General features: G+C 63.2%; 16 protein-coding genes and 1 pseudogene. 15 read left to right on the forward strand and 2 right to left on the reverse strand.

Annotated elements, in window-relative coordinates; all coding sequences use genetic code 11:
- Position 1 precedes the first annotated feature (1 nt).
- The 7 genes from ccmD to E5E96_RS14310 all read left to right on the forward strand — a co-directional run bounded on the left by ccmD (position 2) and on the right by E5E96_RS14310 (position 5,916).
- The gene (ccmD, locus tag E5E96_RS14280) at positions 2-208 is read left to right on the forward strand and encodes a heme exporter protein CcmD (protein ID WP_011705300.1); all 207 of its coding nucleotides are present in this window, start codon (positions 2-4) and stop codon (positions 206-208) included.
- Positions 205-696, forward strand: coding sequence for a cytochrome c maturation protein CcmE (gene ccmE / locus E5E96_RS14285; RefSeq protein ID WP_171282441.1), 492 nt, complete (start codon positions 205-207; stop codon positions 694-696). Before ccmD ends, ccmE begins: the two co-directional genes overlap by 4 nt.
- A gap of 82 nt (positions 697-778) precedes the next feature.
- Positions 779-2,734, forward strand: coding sequence for a heme lyase CcmF/NrfE family subunit (locus E5E96_RS14290; RefSeq protein WP_011705302.1), 1,956 nt, complete (start codon positions 779-781; stop codon positions 2,732-2,734).
- Positions 2,731-3,261 (forward strand): DsbE family thiol:disulfide interchange protein, encoded by a 531-nt coding sequence (locus E5E96_RS14295; RefSeq protein WP_005298853.1) that lies wholly within the window; start codon positions 2,731-2,733, stop codon positions 3,259-3,261. Before E5E96_RS14290 ends, E5E96_RS14295 begins: the two co-directional genes overlap by 4 nt.
- Positions 3,262-3,272: 11 nt before the next feature.
- Positions 3,273-3,752 (forward strand): cytochrome c-type biogenesis protein, encoded by a 480-nt coding sequence (locus E5E96_RS14300; RefSeq protein ID WP_011705303.1) that lies wholly within the window; start codon positions 3,273-3,275, stop codon positions 3,750-3,752.
- On the forward strand, positions 3,749-5,023 hold the full coding sequence (ccmI, locus tag E5E96_RS14305) for a c-type cytochrome biogenesis protein CcmI (RefSeq protein ID WP_171282442.1): 1,275 nt from the start codon (positions 3,749-3,751) through the stop codon (positions 5,021-5,023). The genes E5E96_RS14300 and ccmI overlap by 4 nt, the downstream gene beginning before the upstream one ends.
- A gap of 80 nt (positions 5,024-5,103) precedes the next feature.
- Complete coding sequence (locus E5E96_RS14310; RefSeq protein WP_162518589.1) at positions 5,104-5,916, forward strand: VacJ family lipoprotein; 813 nt, start codon at positions 5,104-5,106, stop codon at positions 5,914-5,916.
- A gap of 133 nt (positions 5,917-6,049) precedes the next feature.
- Here the strand turns inward: E5E96_RS14310 and sodB are convergent, their stop codons facing one another.
- Positions 6,050-6,634, reverse strand: coding sequence for a superoxide dismutase [Fe] (gene sodB, locus E5E96_RS14315; RefSeq protein WP_011705306.1), 585 nt, complete (start codon positions 6,632-6,634; stop codon positions 6,050-6,052).
- 286 nt (positions 6,635-6,920) lie between these two features.
- On the opposite strand from sodB, the gene E5E96_RS14320 reads away from it, so the two are divergent.
- Positions 6,921-7,265, forward strand: a complete 345-nt coding sequence (locus E5E96_RS14320) for a Grx4 family monothiol glutaredoxin (RefSeq protein ID WP_010673955.1) — start codon at positions 6,921-6,923, stop codon at positions 7,263-7,265.
- Positions 7,266-7,342: 77 nt separating this feature from the next.
- On the opposite strand, the gene E5E96_RS14325 is transcribed toward E5E96_RS14320, so the two are convergent.
- Complete coding sequence (locus tag E5E96_RS14325) at positions 7,343-8,554, reverse strand: RsmB/NOP family class I SAM-dependent RNA methyltransferase (RefSeq protein WP_044799530.1); 1,212 nt, start codon at positions 8,552-8,554, stop codon at positions 7,343-7,345.
- 209 nt (positions 8,555-8,763) lie between these two features.
- On the opposite strand from E5E96_RS14325, the pseudogene E5E96_RS14330 reads away from it, so the two are divergent.
- The 7 genes and pseudogenes from E5E96_RS14330 (at position 8,764) to E5E96_RS14355 (ending at position 14,684) form a co-directional block, all read left to right on the forward strand.
- Positions 8,764-10,745 (forward strand): annotated as a pseudogene (locus E5E96_RS14330) (reprolysin-like metallopeptidase).
- Positions 10,742-11,065 (forward strand): hypothetical protein, encoded by a 324-nt coding sequence (locus E5E96_RS14335; RefSeq protein ID WP_171282443.1) that lies wholly within the window; start codon positions 10,742-10,744, stop codon positions 11,063-11,065. Before E5E96_RS14330 ends, E5E96_RS14335 begins: the two are co-directional and overlap by 4 nt.
- A 182-nt stretch (positions 11,066-11,247) precedes the next feature.
- Positions 11,248-11,886 carry a pyridoxamine 5'-phosphate oxidase gene (pdxH, locus tag E5E96_RS14340; protein WP_216368088.1) on the forward strand — a complete coding sequence of 213 codons (639 nt, stop codon included), beginning with the start codon at positions 11,248-11,250 and terminating at the stop codon, positions 11,884-11,886.
- 29 nt (positions 11,887-11,915) lie between these two features.
- Complete coding sequence (locus tag E5E96_RS14345) at positions 11,916-12,530, forward strand: glutathione S-transferase family protein (protein ID WP_171282444.1); 615 nt, start codon at positions 11,916-11,918, stop codon at positions 12,528-12,530.
- Positions 12,530-13,591 carry a GNAT family N-acetyltransferase gene (locus tag E5E96_RS14350; RefSeq protein ID WP_253264640.1) on the forward strand — a complete coding sequence of 354 codons (1,062 nt, stop codon included), beginning with the start codon at positions 12,530-12,532 and terminating at the stop codon, positions 13,589-13,591. Before E5E96_RS14345 ends, E5E96_RS14350 begins: the two co-directional genes overlap by 1 nt.
- A 38-nt stretch (positions 13,592-13,629) precedes the next feature.
- Positions 13,630-14,142, forward strand: a complete 513-nt coding sequence (locus E5E96_RS22580; protein ID WP_253264641.1) for a hypothetical protein — start codon at positions 13,630-13,632, stop codon at positions 14,140-14,142.
- Positions 14,143-14,174: 32 nt separating this feature from the next.
- The gene (locus E5E96_RS14355) at positions 14,175-14,684 is read left to right on the forward strand and encodes a GNAT family N-acetyltransferase (RefSeq protein WP_017409969.1); all 510 of its coding nucleotides are present in this window, start codon (positions 14,175-14,177) and stop codon (positions 14,682-14,684) included.
- The last annotated feature ends 169 nt before the right edge of the window (positions 14,685-14,853 follow it).

Consider the following 14,853-nt stretch of genomic DNA (forward strand, 5'->3'; position numbering starts at 1 on the left):
CATGCACTTTGCCTCATTCAGTGACTTTCTGGCGATGGGCGGTTACGCCTTCTACGTCTGGCTCTCTTTCGGTCTGACCCTGCTCTGCCTGGTCGGCATCGTCATTTCCACCCGTATGAAAACCCGCGCCCTGCTCGGTGAACTGCGCAACAAGCAGGCGCGCGAGGCCCGCCGCAAGGCGGCCCAGCAGATGGAGAACACCCTATGAACCCGAGACGCAAGAAACGCCTCACCATCATCCTGGCGATCAGTGCCGGGCTTGCGGCGGTGATCGGCCTGGTGCTCTATGCCCTCAGCCAGAACATCGATCTCTTCTATACCCCGAGCGAGCTGGTGGAGGGCAAGGGGCCGGACAAGATCAAGCCGGAAGAGGGGCAGCGCCTGCGCATCGGCGGTCTGGTGGTACCGGGTTCGGTACAGCGGGATCCCCAGAGCCTCAAGGTGGCCTTCAAGCTGGTGGACAACGGCGGGCATCTGGTGACCGTCGAGTTTGACGGCATCCTGCCGGACCTGTTCCGCGAGGGGCAGGGCATCGTCGCCCAGGGCACCCTCAAGGATGCCACCACGGTCGCCGCCTTCGAGGTGCTGGCCAAGCACGATGAGAACTACATGCCGCCGGAAGTGGCCGATGCCACCAACGGCATGCACTTCAAGCCGGAATATACCGAGGTGCAGCTGAAGGGGAGCAAGCAATGATCCCGGCAGCATTCGCACCGTTTTCACCTTTTCAAGCCGGTTTACAGGTTCGTGCTGCGGCTCATTTGAAAGGAGTTCAGCCATGATCCCTGAATTGGGACAGTTTTCACTGATCCTGGCCTTTGCCACCGCCCTGCTGCTGGGCAGCTATCCGCTGCTCGGGGCCAAATGGGGGCGCCTTGGCATGATGTCGGCGGCCCGCCCGCTCGCCTATGCCCAGTTCCTGCTGTTGTTGCTGTCGTTCCTGTGCCTGACCTGGGCCTTCATCGACAACGACTTTACCGTGCAGTACGTGGCCACCAACTCCAACAGCCTGCTGCCGCTGGCCTATCGCATCTCCGCGGTGTGGGGCGCCCACGAGGGTTCGCTGCTGCTGTGGGTGCTGACCCTGGGGGGCTGGACTGCGGCCGTCGCCATGTTCAGCCGTCGCCTGCCGCTCGATGCGGTGGCGCGGGTGCTCGGTGTGCTCGGCCTCATCTCGGTCGGTTTTACCGCCTTCGTGCTGTTTACCTCCGACCCCTTCATTCGTACCTTGCCCTACTTCCCGGTGGATGGGCGCGACCTCAACCCGCTGTTGCAGGACCCGGGTCTCATTTTCCACCCGCCGATGCTCTACATGGGCTATGTGGGCTTCTCGGTGGCCTTCGCCTTCGCCATCGCCTCGCTGATGACAGGTCGGCTTGATGCCACCTGGGCACGCTGGTCCCGTCCCTGGACCATGGCGGCCTGGGTCTTCCTCACCCTGGGTATCGTGCTGGGATCCTGGTGGGCCTATTACGAGCTCGGCTGGGGTGGCTGGTGGTTCTGGGATCCGGTAGAAAACGCCTCCTTCATGCCCTGGCTGGCGGGCACCGCCCTGCTGCACTCGCTGGCGGTGAGTGAAAAACGCGCCACCTTCAAGGCCTGGACCGTGTTGCTGGCGCTCTCCGCCTTCTCCTTGAGCCTGCTGGGTACCTTCCTGGTGCGCTCCGGCGTGCTGGTGTCGGTGCATGCGTTTGCCTCCGACCCGACCCGCGGCCTGTTCATTCTGGGCTTCCTGTTGGCGGTAATCGGTTCATCCTTGCTGCTGTTTGCCTTCAAGGGCTCCCAGGTGAGAAGCCACGGCAAGCACGAGTTGTGGAGCCGCGAGACCCTGCTGCTGTGCAACAACATCATGCTGGTGGCGGGTCTGCTGACCGTGCTGCTTGGCACCCTGCTGCCGCTGGTGCACAAGGAGCTGGGGCTGGGCAGCATCTCCATCGGTACTCCCTTCTTCAACCACATCTACAGCTGGCTGATCATTCCGTTCGCCCTGTTGCTGGGGGTCGGCCCGCTGTTTCGCTGGCGCCGCCAGGAGCTGGGCGAGCTCAAGGGCAAGGTGGTGCTGGCGCTGGTATTGAGCCTGGCCGCCGCCATTTTGCTGCCGCTGCTGCTGGCCGAGGAGTTCAAGCCCTGGGCTGCGCTCGGTATCGGGCTTGGCGCCTGGATCATCGTGACCAGCGTGCAGGAGACCTGGGTGCGTGCCACCCACAAGCACAGCTTCGCCGTCGGCGTGCGCCGCCTTGGTAACAGCCACTGGGCGATGATCCTGGGCCACGTGGGCCTCGCGGTCAGCATCATCGGCATCGCCTGTACCCAGAACTACAGCATCGAGAAGGATCTGCGGATGCAGGCCGGCGATCGGGTCCAGTTTGCCGACTACGAGTTCGTCTTCACCGGCATCAAGGAGAAGAACGGCCCCAACTACGACGGCTTCAAGGGCGTGCTGGAAGTGCACAAGGACGGCAAGCAGGTCGCCCTGCTCAAGCCGGAGAAACGCATGTACAAGGTGACCCGGATGCCGATGACCGAGGCGGCCATCGATGCCGGCTTCACCCGGGATCTCTACGCGGCGCTCGGCGAGCAGCTCGACAGCGGCGCCTGGGCGGTACGGATCTACTACAAACCCTTCGTGCGCTGGATCTGGTTCGGCGGCGTCTTCATGGCCATCGGCGGCGTGCTGGCGATGCTGGACAAGCGCTACCGTTTCGGTCGCCGTGACGAGGAGGCCAAGGCATGAGCAAGAAGACCTGGTTGTTTCTGATCCCCTTCATCGTGTTTCTGCTGGGGGCCGTGTTTTTGTTCAAGGGGCTCTACTCCGATCCCACCAAGCTCGAGTCCGTGATGGTGGGCAAGGAGGTGCCCGTGTTCACCCTGCAGGACATCTACGACCTCAATAAGCAGCATGACAGGAGCATCCTCAAGGGGCGCCCCATGCTGCTCAACGTCTGGGCCACCTGGTGCCCGACCTGCTATGGGGAGCACACCTACCTCAAGCAGCTGGCGGGGCAGGGGATCTACATCGTCGGCATGAACTACAAGGATGAACGGGCCAAGGCCATCAACTGGCTGGCGGAGCTCGGCAATCCCTACCAGATCAATCTTTATGATCCCGACGGCATGCTGGGGCTGGATCTGGGGGTCTACGGCGCGCCGGAGACCTTCTTCATCGACAGTCAGGGCATCATTCGCTATCGCCACGTGGGAGACGTCAACCCCGAGGTGTGGGCCAGCACCCTCAAACCCATCTATGACGCCATGAAGTGAGGGAGAGCCTGATGAGAATGTTTATTGCGTCCCTGCTGCTGCTGGCAGGACTGGGCGGGGCGGGCCAGGCGCTGGCCGCCATCGACGTCTACACCTTCGACAGCGACGCCCAGGAGCAGACCTTTCGCGAGCTGACCAAGGAGCTGCGCTGCCCCAAGTGTCAGAACCAGGATATCGCCGATTCCAACGCGGGCCTGGCCAAGGACTTGCGTGACAAGACTTACCAGATGGTGCGCGAGGGCAAGGACAAGCAGGAAGTGGTGGACTACATGGTCGCCCGCTACGGCAACTTCATCCTGTACAACCCGCCGCTGATGGCGTCGACCCTGATCCTCTGGCTCGGGCCCCTGCTGGTGATCGTCATCGGTGTCGTCATGGTGGTGGTGCGCAGTCGCCGTCGTCCCGCGGCTGCCACGCCGGCGGATAGCGCCCTGAGCGCGGAGGAGCAGCGTCGTCTGGCTGCCCTGCTCAAAGAGGAAGAGAAACAATGACCGCATTTTGGATAGTGATCGCGGCCCTGCTGGCGCTGGTGAGTCTGGCACTGGTGCTGCCGCTGTGGCGGGGTGAGGGCAAGCAGAGCATCAGCCGCTCGGCCCTCAACAAACAGCTCTATCGCCAGCGTCTGCTGGAGATCGGGGAAGAGCGCGAGCAAGGGGTGCTGGCGGAAGAGCAGGACTCCCTGATCGAGCTGCAACGCAGCCTGCTGGACGACATTCCCGACGTGGAGCAGACCGCCCGCGGCGGCAAGAGCATGATCTGGATCCCGGGTGTGCTGGTGCTGCTGGTGGTGAGCCTGGGGCTCTACTACAAGCTCGGCTCCTGGCAGGAGGTCAGCCGCTGGCAGGATGCCAACAGCCGGCTGGGCGAGCTCAGCAACCGCATCCTGGTGGAGCGGGACGCCGAGGTGACCGAGCAGGATCTGCTGGACTTCACCTTAGGCCTGCGTACCCGCCTGAAGGACGAGCCGAACGATTATCGTGGCTGGCTGCTGCTGGGTCGGCTGTCACTGGATGGCAATGATCCCGAGATGGCCCGCGAGGCGCTGGAGCGGGCCTACGGGCTGGCTCCACAGAAGGCGATGGTGGCGGTGCCCTACGCCCAGGCGCTGATGATGACAGGGGATGACGCGCAAGCCGACCAGCTGCTGCGGGTGGCCATTGCCCAGGATCCTGCCAATATCGAGGCGCGCTCCGTCTACGCCTTCATGGCGCTGCAAAAAGAGGACTTCAAGACCGCCCTGCAACGCTGGCGCGAGATGCTGCCGCTGATGGAGAAGGGCTCGACCCGTTACACCATGGTGGAGCGCTCCATCGACTATGCCGAGCAGCAGTTGAAGAAACGCGGCATGGCCGGTGTGACCGTGCCGGCTGAGGCGAGCGGGCAGAACGCGGCCTCTGACCAGGTGCTGGAGGTGAAGGCTGGCGAGTTCCCACTCAAGGTGACGCTGGCCGATGGCATTGCACTGCCGGAAGATGCCCATCTGTTCGTGTTTGCGGTGATCCCCAACGGACCGCCCATGCCCATCGCGGTCAAGCGTATCCCGGGGCCGCACTTCCCGCTGACCCTGTCGCTGGGTGACGGTGACGCCATGATGGAAGGCAACAAGCTGGCTGCCTACCCCGAGCTGCAGTTCAAGGCGCGCCTCTCCCGTGGTGGCAACGTCATGAACAAGGAAGGGGCGTTTGAAGGCGTCTCCGTTCCGGTCGCCACCGGTTCGATTCCTTCAGCGCCGATTGACATCCGCATCGATCACGCCCTCTAATACGCCTTTGGCCCGGCCCCTCGATGGGGCCGGGCTGCCTATAATTCAGATTAATCACAATAAAAAGCTAGGACTTCCATATGTATGTGCGTGTAGGGGCATTGATGGTGGCCTTGTTGCTGGGTGGCTGTGCTGGCGGCCCGCCCAAGCAGGGGCCCGAGAGCCTTGACCTCAAGGAGACGCCGAGCCGGCCCGGTGCGACCAGCACGGCCAGCGATGGGCGTGACCCGTTCCAGGGCGCCAACCGGGCCATGTGGGCCGTCAACTACGATGTGCTGGAGCCCTATGTGGCCCGTCCCGTGGTGCATGGCTATGCCCGCTATATTCCGCAAGGAATGAAGGATGGCATCGAAAACCTGGTGGAAAACTTCAACGAGCCGAGCAGCATGGTCAACCATCTCATCACTGGTGATTTGAAGGGGGCGGGCACCAACCTGGGTCGCTTCACCCTCAACACCACCGTGGGTCTGCTGGGTATCTTCGACGTGGCCAAGCATGCTGGCCTTGCGCGCAACAAGCTGGAGCTCAATACCGTGCTGGGCCGCGCCGATATCGGCGATGGCGCCTACCTGATGGTGCCGGTCTACGGCCCGACCACCACCCGCAAGCTGGTGGGGGATACCATCGATACCATCTACTTCCCCTATGCCTTGCTGACCCTGCCCCTGCGCATCACCCACTGGGCGCTGGATGGTCTGGGGACCCGCTCCAAATTGATCGATCAGGAGCGGATCATCGACAACGCGCTCGATCCTTACGCCCTGACCAAGGACTTCTATCTGCAGTACAACCAGAACAAGGTGACCGGCCGTCAGACCGAGCTCAAGCAAGAGCAGCAGGAGAAGAAAGACGACAGCAATCTGGACGACTATCTGGATGAAATCGACCAGTGATGCCAGCGCATCCGGCTCGAGTAACGTAACACAGGCGCCTGAGGGCGCCTTTTTCGTCTCTGCTGTTGCACAGGTGCACAGGCATAAAAAAACGCCCCGCAAGAGCGGGGCGTTTTGGCAAGAACGGGGGCTATCAGGCAGCCAGGTTCTTGGCCACGAATTCCCAGTTGACCAGGGTCCAGAAGGTTTCCATGTACTTCGGACGCAGGTTGCGGAAATCGATGTAGTAGGCGTGTTCCCACAGGTCGACGGTCAGCAGCGGAGTGGTACCGGCTTCGGTCAGCGGGCAACCGGCGTTGGAGGTGTTGACGATGGCCAGGGAGCCGTCAGCCTTTTTCACCAGCCAGGTCCAGCTGGAACCGAAGTTGCCGATGGCAGACTTGGTGAACGCATCCTTGAACTCGGCGAAGGAGCCGAAGGCCTTGGTGATGGCATCGGCCAGGGCGCCAGTAGGCTCGCCACCGCCGTTCGGGGAGAGGCAGTGCCAGTAGAAGGTGTGGTTCCAGATCTGGGCGGCGTTGTTGAAGATGCCGCCAGTGGAGGTCTTGATGATCTCTTCCAGAGACTTGCCTTCAAACTCGGTACCCGGCACCAGGTTGTTCAGGTTGACCACATAGGTGTTGTGGTGCTTGCCGTGGTGGTATTCCAGAGTTTCCTGGGAGATGTGCGGTTCCAGAGCATTGATTGCATAGGGCAGAGCGGGAAGTTCGAATGCCATTTTCTACTCTCCATTGGCTGGCCGTGCGAAGGCGACGGTTGCAAGACATTGCGTACTCTTTTCTATCTTGAAAAGAATTGTTCTTGAAATAAGGGGGCCAGATGGCCCAAAGCCCATCGATTGTACCAGCATCAAAGATGGGCTAACAACTCTTGATTCTCGCCATGATCCGGATCAAGCTGCGGCGTATTGATTCATCACTTCTTGCATCCGAGGTGGTTTGCCAGTTTGTGGTCTGCCCGGATTGCAGTAGAATGGCCGCCGAAATCGCTCTAGTGAGGCACCTATGGAAACTATTGAAAAGATCAAACAGCAGCTGGCTGAAAACCCCATCATCCTGTACATGAAGGGCTCCCCCAAGCTACCCAGCTGCGGTTTCTCTGCCCAGGCCTCCCAGGCCCTTATGTCCTGTGGCGAGCCGTTTGCTTACGTCGACATCCTGCAAAACCCGGATATCCGCGCCGAATTGCCGAAGTTTGCCAACTGGCCGACCTTCCCCCAGCTGTGGGTGGAAGGTGAGCTGGTCGGTGGCTGCGACATCATGATCGAGATGTTCCAGGCCGGCGAGCTGCAGACCCTGATCAAGGAAACTGCCGCCAAACACAAGCAGGATGACGCCGCCGCCGAATAAGGCAGCATCTGCATCATGCAAAAAGGGGAGCCAGTGGCTCCCCTTTTTTATTTCACAACTTTATGTCACGACAGGCATCAGGCGATGCGTTCGATGCGTGCCATGTAGAAGCCATCGAAGCCGGTGGCGGCCGGGCTGACGGTGTGGTCATCCCGCAGGCGGTAGTTTTCATTGGCAGCGAGGAACTTGTCTACCTGCTGACGGTTCTCTTCCGGCAGGATGGAGCAGGTTGCATAAACCAGCAGACCGCCCACCTTCACCATCTGGCTGTAGCGCTGCAGGATCTCCGCCTGCAGGGCAACCAGTACCGGCAGCCGCTCGGCGGTGTCGCGCCACTTGGCATCCGGATTGCGCTTGAGCACGCCGAGGCCGGAGCAGGGCACGTCCAGCAGCACGCGATCCGCACTCTCTTTGAGGCGCTTGACGGTCTTGCTGCTGGTGATGACCCGGGTTTCCACGTTGTGGGCCCCGGCGCGGCGGGCGCGCTGCTTGAGGTTTTCGAGCTTCCACTCTTCCACATCCATCGCCAGCAGGCGGCCCTTGCCTTGCATCATGGCGGCCAGATGCAGGGTCTTGCCACCGGCACCGGCGCAGGCATCGATGACGCGCATGCCGGGGCTCACTTCCAGCGCGGCTGCAACCTGCTGGGAGCCGGCATCCTGCTGCTCGAACCAGCCGTCGGCAAAGGCCTTGGTACGAAACAGGGCGGCATCCGAGGTCACTTGCAGGGCCGAATCGACCCCTTCCACTGGAATGGTGGTGACCTGTTCTTTGGCCAGTGCGGCCTGCAGCTCTTCACGGGTGCACTTGAGGCTGTTGACCCGCAGGTAACGCTTGGGCATCCAGGCCAGCGCGGCACGCTCGGCAGGCCAGGTTTCGCCCAGTTGCTCGCTGCCAAGTTTTTCCAGCCAGGTCGGGCAACCATCCATCAGCACCGGGTTCTTCTTGGCTTCGGTCAGACGGCGACGAAACGCCTCTTCATTGAAGCGATCCAGTGTCGGATGGTTGGGTTGGGCTATCTTGTGAAAAGCGTGCCAGCTGTGCAGCAGCGGCCAGACGTTCTTCTCGGCCTGACGGACCTGGATGCCGGTCAGTGCGCAATAGAGGCTGAGGCGACGCAGCAGATCGCCGGTGACCAGGGCAATCCTTGCCTGTTCTTGCGGTTTGAGTTCGATGCCGGAGAAGTGACGGGCATAGGCGCGGTCCAGGGTGAGACCCTGGCCCAGCACATCGTCAACAATGGCAACGACCAGGTCCCCGAAACGGGGCAACAGTGGGGATTTGAGCATGAGATTAACCTTGGTCAGATAAAGACGAACCGTCGTCATGGTGACGCGACTCAAAAACTGATAAATCCGCGCAATGATAGGGGCTAGACAGGGTTGGTGCAACACTCCCCATTCGGGGAATATCCGCCAGGTGGTGCTGGACTAAGCAGGGCGGCAGGCGAATGATGCCAGTTGCAGTTTGGGTGAGTGCATTTAAAAGGACTAAAAAGATGCAGTTAATGAAATTTTCTCCCTTGGCGCTGGTGGTGGCCAGCCTGATGAGCTCGAGTGGCCTCGCGGCCAAGGAGTGGGACACGGTGGCGGCGCGCGCCAGCGCCGCCGACGGCTATGAAGTGCGGGCCAACCAGTTTCGGGTCGCCAAGGTGCCCATCGATTATTTTGCCGGCCTGCAGGCCGGGGCCCGTTCGCTGACCCTGCCGTTGCCCGACGGGGAGAGGTGACCTTCACCCTGCAAGCCTATGATCTGCTGCCGGCCGATCAGGCGGCCAAATTCCCCGAGATCCTGACCTTCAAGGGCCATAACCCGGCGGCACCGGTAGAGACGGGACGTTTTGACCTGGGGCCGCTGGGTTTTCACGCCATGTTCACCCATCAGGGCAAGACGGTATTCGTCGACCCGCTGCGCAATGCCGACGGTTATGCCGTCTATTACCAGCAGGATGCCTACAGCCGGCTGGAGGAGGACGCGGACAAGGTTATCGGCAGCGAGGCCAGCAGGGCGCTGGCGCACAAGGTGCAGGTGGATGGCAACGTGCGCAAGCGTTACGTCATCGCCATCTCGGCGGCGGGGGAATACACCCAGTTCCACGGTGGCTCCAAGGTGCTGGCCACTGCGGCCATCGCCACCCTGCTCGGCCGGGTCAACGAGGTGTACCAGCGTGACGTGGGGGCCGAGTTTCAGCTGGCCAGCGGCAACGACAACATCATCTTTACCGATCCGGCCAGCGATCCCTTCACCAATGGTGATGCCGACGTCGACATCAACAGCGTGGTGCAGGCCAATGCCCAGACCCTGCCCAGTGCGCCGCTTGGACAGTTCGACATCGGCCATGTGGTCAATACCGGGGGCGGCGGGCTGGCCAATCTCGGTGCGCTCTGTACCGCCACGCGTTCGCAGGGCATGACCGGCTCGGCCACGCCGGTGGGGGATGCCTTCTTTATCGACTACGTGGCCCACGAGATCGGCCACCAGTTCGGCGCCGACCATACCTTCAACGGCACCACCAACAGTTGTGGCAGCGGCAACCGGGAGGCGACCCAAGCCTGGGAGCCGGGGAGCGGCACCTCCATCATGGCCTATGCCGGGATCTGCGGGGACGAGAACATCCAGCCCCACAGCGACCCCTATTTCCACAGCAAGTCCATCGAGCAGATGCGAGCGCACATGGCGACCGTGCCGGCCTGTGGCACCACCCTCAACCTCGTCAACAATGCGCCCCAGGCGGCGGCCGGGGCCAGCCGCATCATCCCGGCCAACACGCCGTTCGTGCTCAAGGGGGCCGGCGCCGATCTGGACGGGGATCCTCTGACCTACACCTGGGAGCAGATCGACCTGGGCATGGAGTCGAGCAGCCCGGCCACCATGGTGGACGATGGCAGCCGGCCGCTGTTTCGCTTCGTTTCCCCCACCAGCTCGCCGGAGCGGATCCTGCCGAGCCTGTCCTCTCTGCTCTCGGGCACGCTCGCCAAGGGCGAGGCCTGGCCCACCACCAACCGGGATCTCAACTTCCGGCTGACGGTGCGTGATGGCAAGGGCGGTGTCGCCAGCGACGACATGAAGGTTCAGGTGGTCAACACCGGCAGCGCCTTCCGGCTGACTGCCCCGCTTGGGGTGGCGTTGACGCCGGGGGCAAGCCAGGCGGTCAGCTGGGATGTGGCCGGCACCACGCTGGCGCCGATCAGCTGCAGCAAGGTAGACCTGTTCATCACCCAGAACGAGGGGACCAGCTGGAGCAATCTGGCGGTCAGCCAGCCCAACAGCGGCGCCGCCACCGTCACCCTGCCGGCGGATCTGGCCAGCGCCGCCCGCCTGAAGGTGGCCTGCAGCGACAACATTTTCTTCGCCATCAGTCCGGCCAAGCTGCCGGTCGCCCAAAGCGGCGGCAGTTCGGGCGGTGGCGGTGGTGGTGGTGCCCTCGGTCTCTGGACTCTGGCGCTGGCCCTGCTGGGTTGGCAACGGAGGCGCGGATGAGATCTGGCTGGCTGGTGCTGGTGTCTCTGCTTGGCGGCTGTCAGGCCGATGCCGATACGCTGGAGCAGGCGGTCAGCGCCAGTCTGGCCAAGCAGGATTACCGGCTGATCGTGCGGGCCGGGCGCGGCGAGGTGGCGCCCGGTATCGCGCCGGAGCAGCAGGCCTCGGCCAAGACCCGCTGTGGCGTGCGCTACCTCGATGGCCTGGGGGATGTCATCAAGCCTGGGCAGGAAGAGGTGCAGGCCAAGCTGGCGGCCTACGCGGCCGATTACAACCGGCGCATGCTGGTGCATTGTCCCGCGGCCTCTGGCAAGCAATAAGCCTGCCGGCGGGCATGGCGTACCAAGTGCGTACGAAGGACATACCAAGGGGGGAGGCGTGAGCCTCCCTCTTTTTTTGCTGCCGCCATTTGCCGGTCACAAGGCTTGTACCCATGGCGTGCTCGTCGCACAATGCCAGCACGCATGGCCGCATGGGCGGCAAAGAGAGAAGGAAAATCAAGATGATGGATGTAGCCGATCTGCGCCGCGAATACACCCGGGGTGGATTGCACCGGGCCGATCTGCCAGCCGAGCCCCTTGCCCTGTTCGAGAAGTGGCTGGCCCAGGCGTGCGAGGCCAAGCTGACCGATCCCACCGCCATGGTGGTGGGCACCGTCGATGTCGACGGCCAGCCCTGGCAGCGCACCGTGCTGCTCAAGCACTACGATGCCGAGGGCATGGTGTTCTACACCAACATGGGCAGCCGCAAGGCGCATCAGCTGGAGGGCAACCCCCGCATCAGCCTGTTGTTTCCCTGGCACACGCTGGATAGACAAGTGCATGTGACCGGCCGGGTGGAGAAGATGAGCACCTTCGAGGTGATGAAGTACTTCCACAGTCGCCCCAAGGACAGCCAGATCGCCGCCTGGGTTTCCCAGCAGTCGACCCGCATCTCGGCGCGCGGTGTGCTGGAGGCAAAATTCCTGGAGCTCAAGCAGAAGTTTGCCAATGGCGAGGTGCCGCTGCCGAGCTTCTGGGGCGGTTTTCGGGTGCGGATCGACACGGTCGAATTCTGGCAGGGGGGCGAGCATCGCCTGCACGACCGTTTCTACTACACCCGCGAGGGGGAAGGTTGGCACATCGAGCGGCTGGCGCCCTGAGTGCCCGCTGTCGCTGACAAGGAGTCTGTATGCGTCTGTATGGCGATCTGAAGTCCGGCAACTGCTACAAGCCCTGGTTGCTGGCCCGCTGGCTTGAACTGCCCCTCGACTGGGTGCCGGTGGATGTGCTGGCGGGGGAGACCCGTACCCCCGATTTTCTGGCCATCAACCCCAACGGCAAGATCCCGGTGCTGGAGCTGGCCCACGGCGATACCCTGGCGGAATCCAACGCCATCCTCTTCTATCTGGCGCAGGGATCGCCCCTGTGGCCAGCTGAGCCGCATCAGCAGGCCGAGGTGCTCAAGTGGCTGTTCTTCGAGCAGTACAGCCATGAGCCCTATATCGCGGTAGCCCGTTTCATCGTGCACTATCTGGGGAGGCCGGAGTCTCAGGAGGCACGCCTCGACGGGCTCAAAGCCGGCGGTGAAAAGGCGCTGGCGGTGCTGGAGCAGCAGCTCAAGCAGAGTCCCTACCTGTGCGGTGATTCCCCGACCATCGCCGACATCGCGCTTTACGCTTACACCCATGTGGCGGAGGAGGGGATCTTCTCGCTGCAGGGCTGGCCAGCTATTCGCGACTGGATCGCCCGTATCGAGGCGCATCCCCGTCACCTGAGCCTGCCGGCTGCCTGTCAGGCCGGCTGATGGAGCTGCTGATTGAGCGGGCCCTGTGGCAGCCCCACTGGGCGCCGGTACTGCAGGCCTGGCAACGGCAGTGCGGCCGCTGGCTGCTGTTGCAGAGCAAGGCCGATGAGGGTTTGCCGAGCGACACCGGCGGACTCTGGTCCTGTTGTTCACCCGATGGCGTGCGTTCGGCCAACGCGCTGCTGGCCGCCTGGCTGGATGGTGACTTGCCTGCCCAGCCCGCGAGGGATCCGAGCCGCCAGATCCTTATCAGCGGCTCGGCCTCCCTGCTGACCCTGGCCAGGGAGGAGGGGCTGCTGACGCTGGGGCCACAGGGCGCCGATCTGACGTTGACGGCGCAAGACGATCTGGGCGCCGTACTCAACCGCCTGCTGGCCCGCCGCCTGACGGTGCCGGTGCTGGCCGAGCCCGCCTCGCCATCGGGGTCTGCCCTGCAACTGCGTCCCCTGCTGGCGTGCGATGAAGCCGACGTGGTGCGCTATTGCAGCGATGCGGCGCTCGCCCGCTACACCCTCAACATCCCCCATCCCTACCCGCCGGAGGCGGCCCGCGACTGGCTGGCCGGCTGCTGGCGCAAGGCGGCGCTCGGGCTTGGCTGGAGCTGGGCGCTGACCCTGCCAGGGGGGGAGGGCCAGGCGCCGCTGGTGGGGGTGATCTCGCTGCACTGGAATGGCGAGCTCGCCTGGTGGGTGGGCGTGCCTTGGCAAAATCGCGGGCTGGCGACCCGGGCCGCCCGGCTGGTAAAGGTCTTTGCGTTTGAGCGGCTGCAATTGCCGGTGCTGACCGCCCGTCATATGCCTGGCAACCTGGCCTCCGGCCGGGTGATGGCCAAGCTGGGCATGCGCTATTGCGGTCGGCGCGAGCTGAGTGGTCAGCCGCCGTGCGAGGTGAGCTACTGGCAACTGGAGCGAAGCCAGACGCTGGCTGCGCCGCTTAAACGGCAGCTGACCCCTCTGCTGGCCGATGAACGAGTGGTGGCGGCCATCCTGCAAGCAGGCGTCGAGGAGGACGAACCGAGGCGGTTGGCCCTCTTTCTGGTAGAGCAGGGGAGGGCAGACTGACTGTCGACTCCCTGCCCGAGCAGGAGGATGATGGTCCGTTGGCGGTGGAGTATCACGAGCAGACGGTGCTGGCGCAGGCCGAGCCGGACCAGCTCTACTTGTACCGGGGGCTGCTGCTCAAGGACCATGACGAGCAGGGGCTGGCTTATCTGCAGCAGCTGGCTAGCCTGCAGCACCAGGGGCCGGCACCGCTCACGCTGGCGGAGCGGCGTCAGCGGCTCGGCTGGCTGGGCACCTTGGCCCGCCGGGCGAGCGGCGAGAACACACAGGGGAATGGCGTCAGTCGCCGTTATCACCAGCTCTGGCTGCTGGTGGAGTTGCCTGCCCTCATCGACGAGCTGGCTGGACGTTGGCATCGCGGACCAGACCAGACGCTGAGCTGGCTGGAGCAGACGGATGCCGAACTGTTTGCGGCCTATCGGGCGGCCATCACCACCTTGCAACCGAGCGATCTGCAAACCGTGCTGCACATGCTGGCCGTGCGGTTTCCTGAGTCCACCCTCCCATTTCTCGACAAAGGTGCTCAGGGCTGCGGTCAGTTTGTGGAATAATGCCCGCTCTGCTGTACGAGGAGTAACGCTGTATGCTGAGAACCGAGCGCCCCGGCGACATGCTGCCGGTCTATGACCTGGTGAGCGCCGCCTTTGGCCGTTCCGACGAGGCCGAACTGGTCAACCGCCTGCGCGAATGTGGCGCCGCCGTGGTGACCATGGTCGAGGAGGAGGAGTACGAGTTCATGGGGCACCTGATGCTGAGCCCGATCACCATTAACGGCATGGAAGGGCCCTGGCTCGGTCTTGCGCCCGTGGCGGTTCATCCCGATTGGCAGGGGCAGGGCATAGGGTCGGATCTGGTACGCGAGGGGCTGGACACGGCGCTGGAGATGGACTGGAAGGCGGTGGTGGTGCTGGGTGACCCGACCTATTACAGCCGCTTCGGTTTTCGCCCCGCCAGTGAGTTCGGCCTGCACTGCATCTACGAAGTGCCCGCCGACTGCTTCATGGCGATGGAGCTGCAAGAAGGCGGCCTGAGCGGGATGCAGGGCGAAGTGCTCTACCACCCGCTGTTTGACGAGCTTCCCGAAGAACAATGAGCAACGCAAACGGCAGCCTGCGGGTTGCCGTTTTGTTATCTGCATGAGCAGCAGGCGCTGCGCCTTTCCCCTTGAATAAGCGATGAGTCGTTGTGCTCCTCCACTCCATCATCCTGGGCAGTATCCACGCCCATGCCATTGAGCAAACACCTCTTGAATCTGTGTCGGG

The sequence above is a fragment of the Aeromonas sp. 1805 genome, assembly GCF_013085525.1.
GTDB classification, from domain to species: domain Bacteria; phylum Pseudomonadota; class Gammaproteobacteria; order Enterobacterales; family Aeromonadaceae; genus Aeromonas; species Aeromonas hydrophila.

Excerpts from the sequence above, each read along its gene's own strand:
- E5E96_RS14295 (WP_005298853.1), top strand. The coding sequence starts at position 2,731 with ATGAGCAAGAAGACCTGGTTGTTTCTGATCCCCTTCATCGTGTTTCTG.
- ccmE (WP_171282441.1), top strand. The coding sequence starts at position 205 with ATGAACCCGAGACGCAAGAAACGCCTCACCATCATCCTGGCGATCAGT.
- ccmD (WP_011705300.1), top strand. The coding sequence starts at position 2 with ATGCACTTTGCCTCATTCAGTGACTTTCTGGCGATGGGCGGTTACGCC.
- sodB (WP_011705306.1), bottom strand. The coding sequence starts at position 6,634 with ATGGCATTCGAACTTCCCGCTCTGCCCTATGCAATCAATGCTCTGGAA.
- E5E96_RS14290 (WP_011705302.1), top strand. The coding sequence starts at position 779 with ATGATCCCTGAATTGGGACAGTTTTCACTGATCCTGGCCTTTGCCACC.
- E5E96_RS14355 (WP_017409969.1), top strand. The coding sequence starts at position 14,175 with ATGCTGAGAACCGAGCGCCCCGGCGACATGCTGCCGGTCTATGACCTG.
- E5E96_RS14335 (WP_171282443.1), top strand. The coding sequence starts at position 10,742 with ATGAGATCTGGCTGGCTGGTGCTGGTGTCTCTGCTTGGCGGCTGTCAG.
- ccmI (WP_171282442.1), top strand. The coding sequence starts at position 3,749 with ATGACCGCATTTTGGATAGTGATCGCGGCCCTGCTGGCGCTGGTGAGT.
- E5E96_RS14300 (WP_011705303.1), top strand. The coding sequence starts at position 3,273 with ATGAGAATGTTTATTGCGTCCCTGCTGCTGCTGGCAGGACTGGGCGGG.
- E5E96_RS14325 (WP_044799530.1), bottom strand. The coding sequence starts at position 8,554 with ATGCTCAAATCCCCACTGTTGCCCCGTTTCGGGGACCTGGTCGTTGCC.
- E5E96_RS14310 (WP_162518589.1), top strand. The coding sequence starts at position 5,104 with ATGTATGTGCGTGTAGGGGCATTGATGGTGGCCTTGTTGCTGGGTGGC.
- pdxH (WP_216368088.1), top strand. The coding sequence starts at position 11,248 with ATGATGGATGTAGCCGATCTGCGCCGCGAATACACCCGGGGTGGATTG.
- E5E96_RS14320 (WP_010673955.1), top strand. The coding sequence starts at position 6,921 with ATGGAAACTATTGAAAAGATCAAACAGCAGCTGGCTGAAAACCCCATC.
- E5E96_RS14350 (WP_253264640.1), top strand. The coding sequence starts at position 12,530 with ATGGAGCTGCTGATTGAGCGGGCCCTGTGGCAGCCCCACTGGGCGCCG.
- E5E96_RS14345 (WP_171282444.1), top strand. The coding sequence starts at position 11,916 with ATGCGTCTGTATGGCGATCTGAAGTCCGGCAACTGCTACAAGCCCTGG.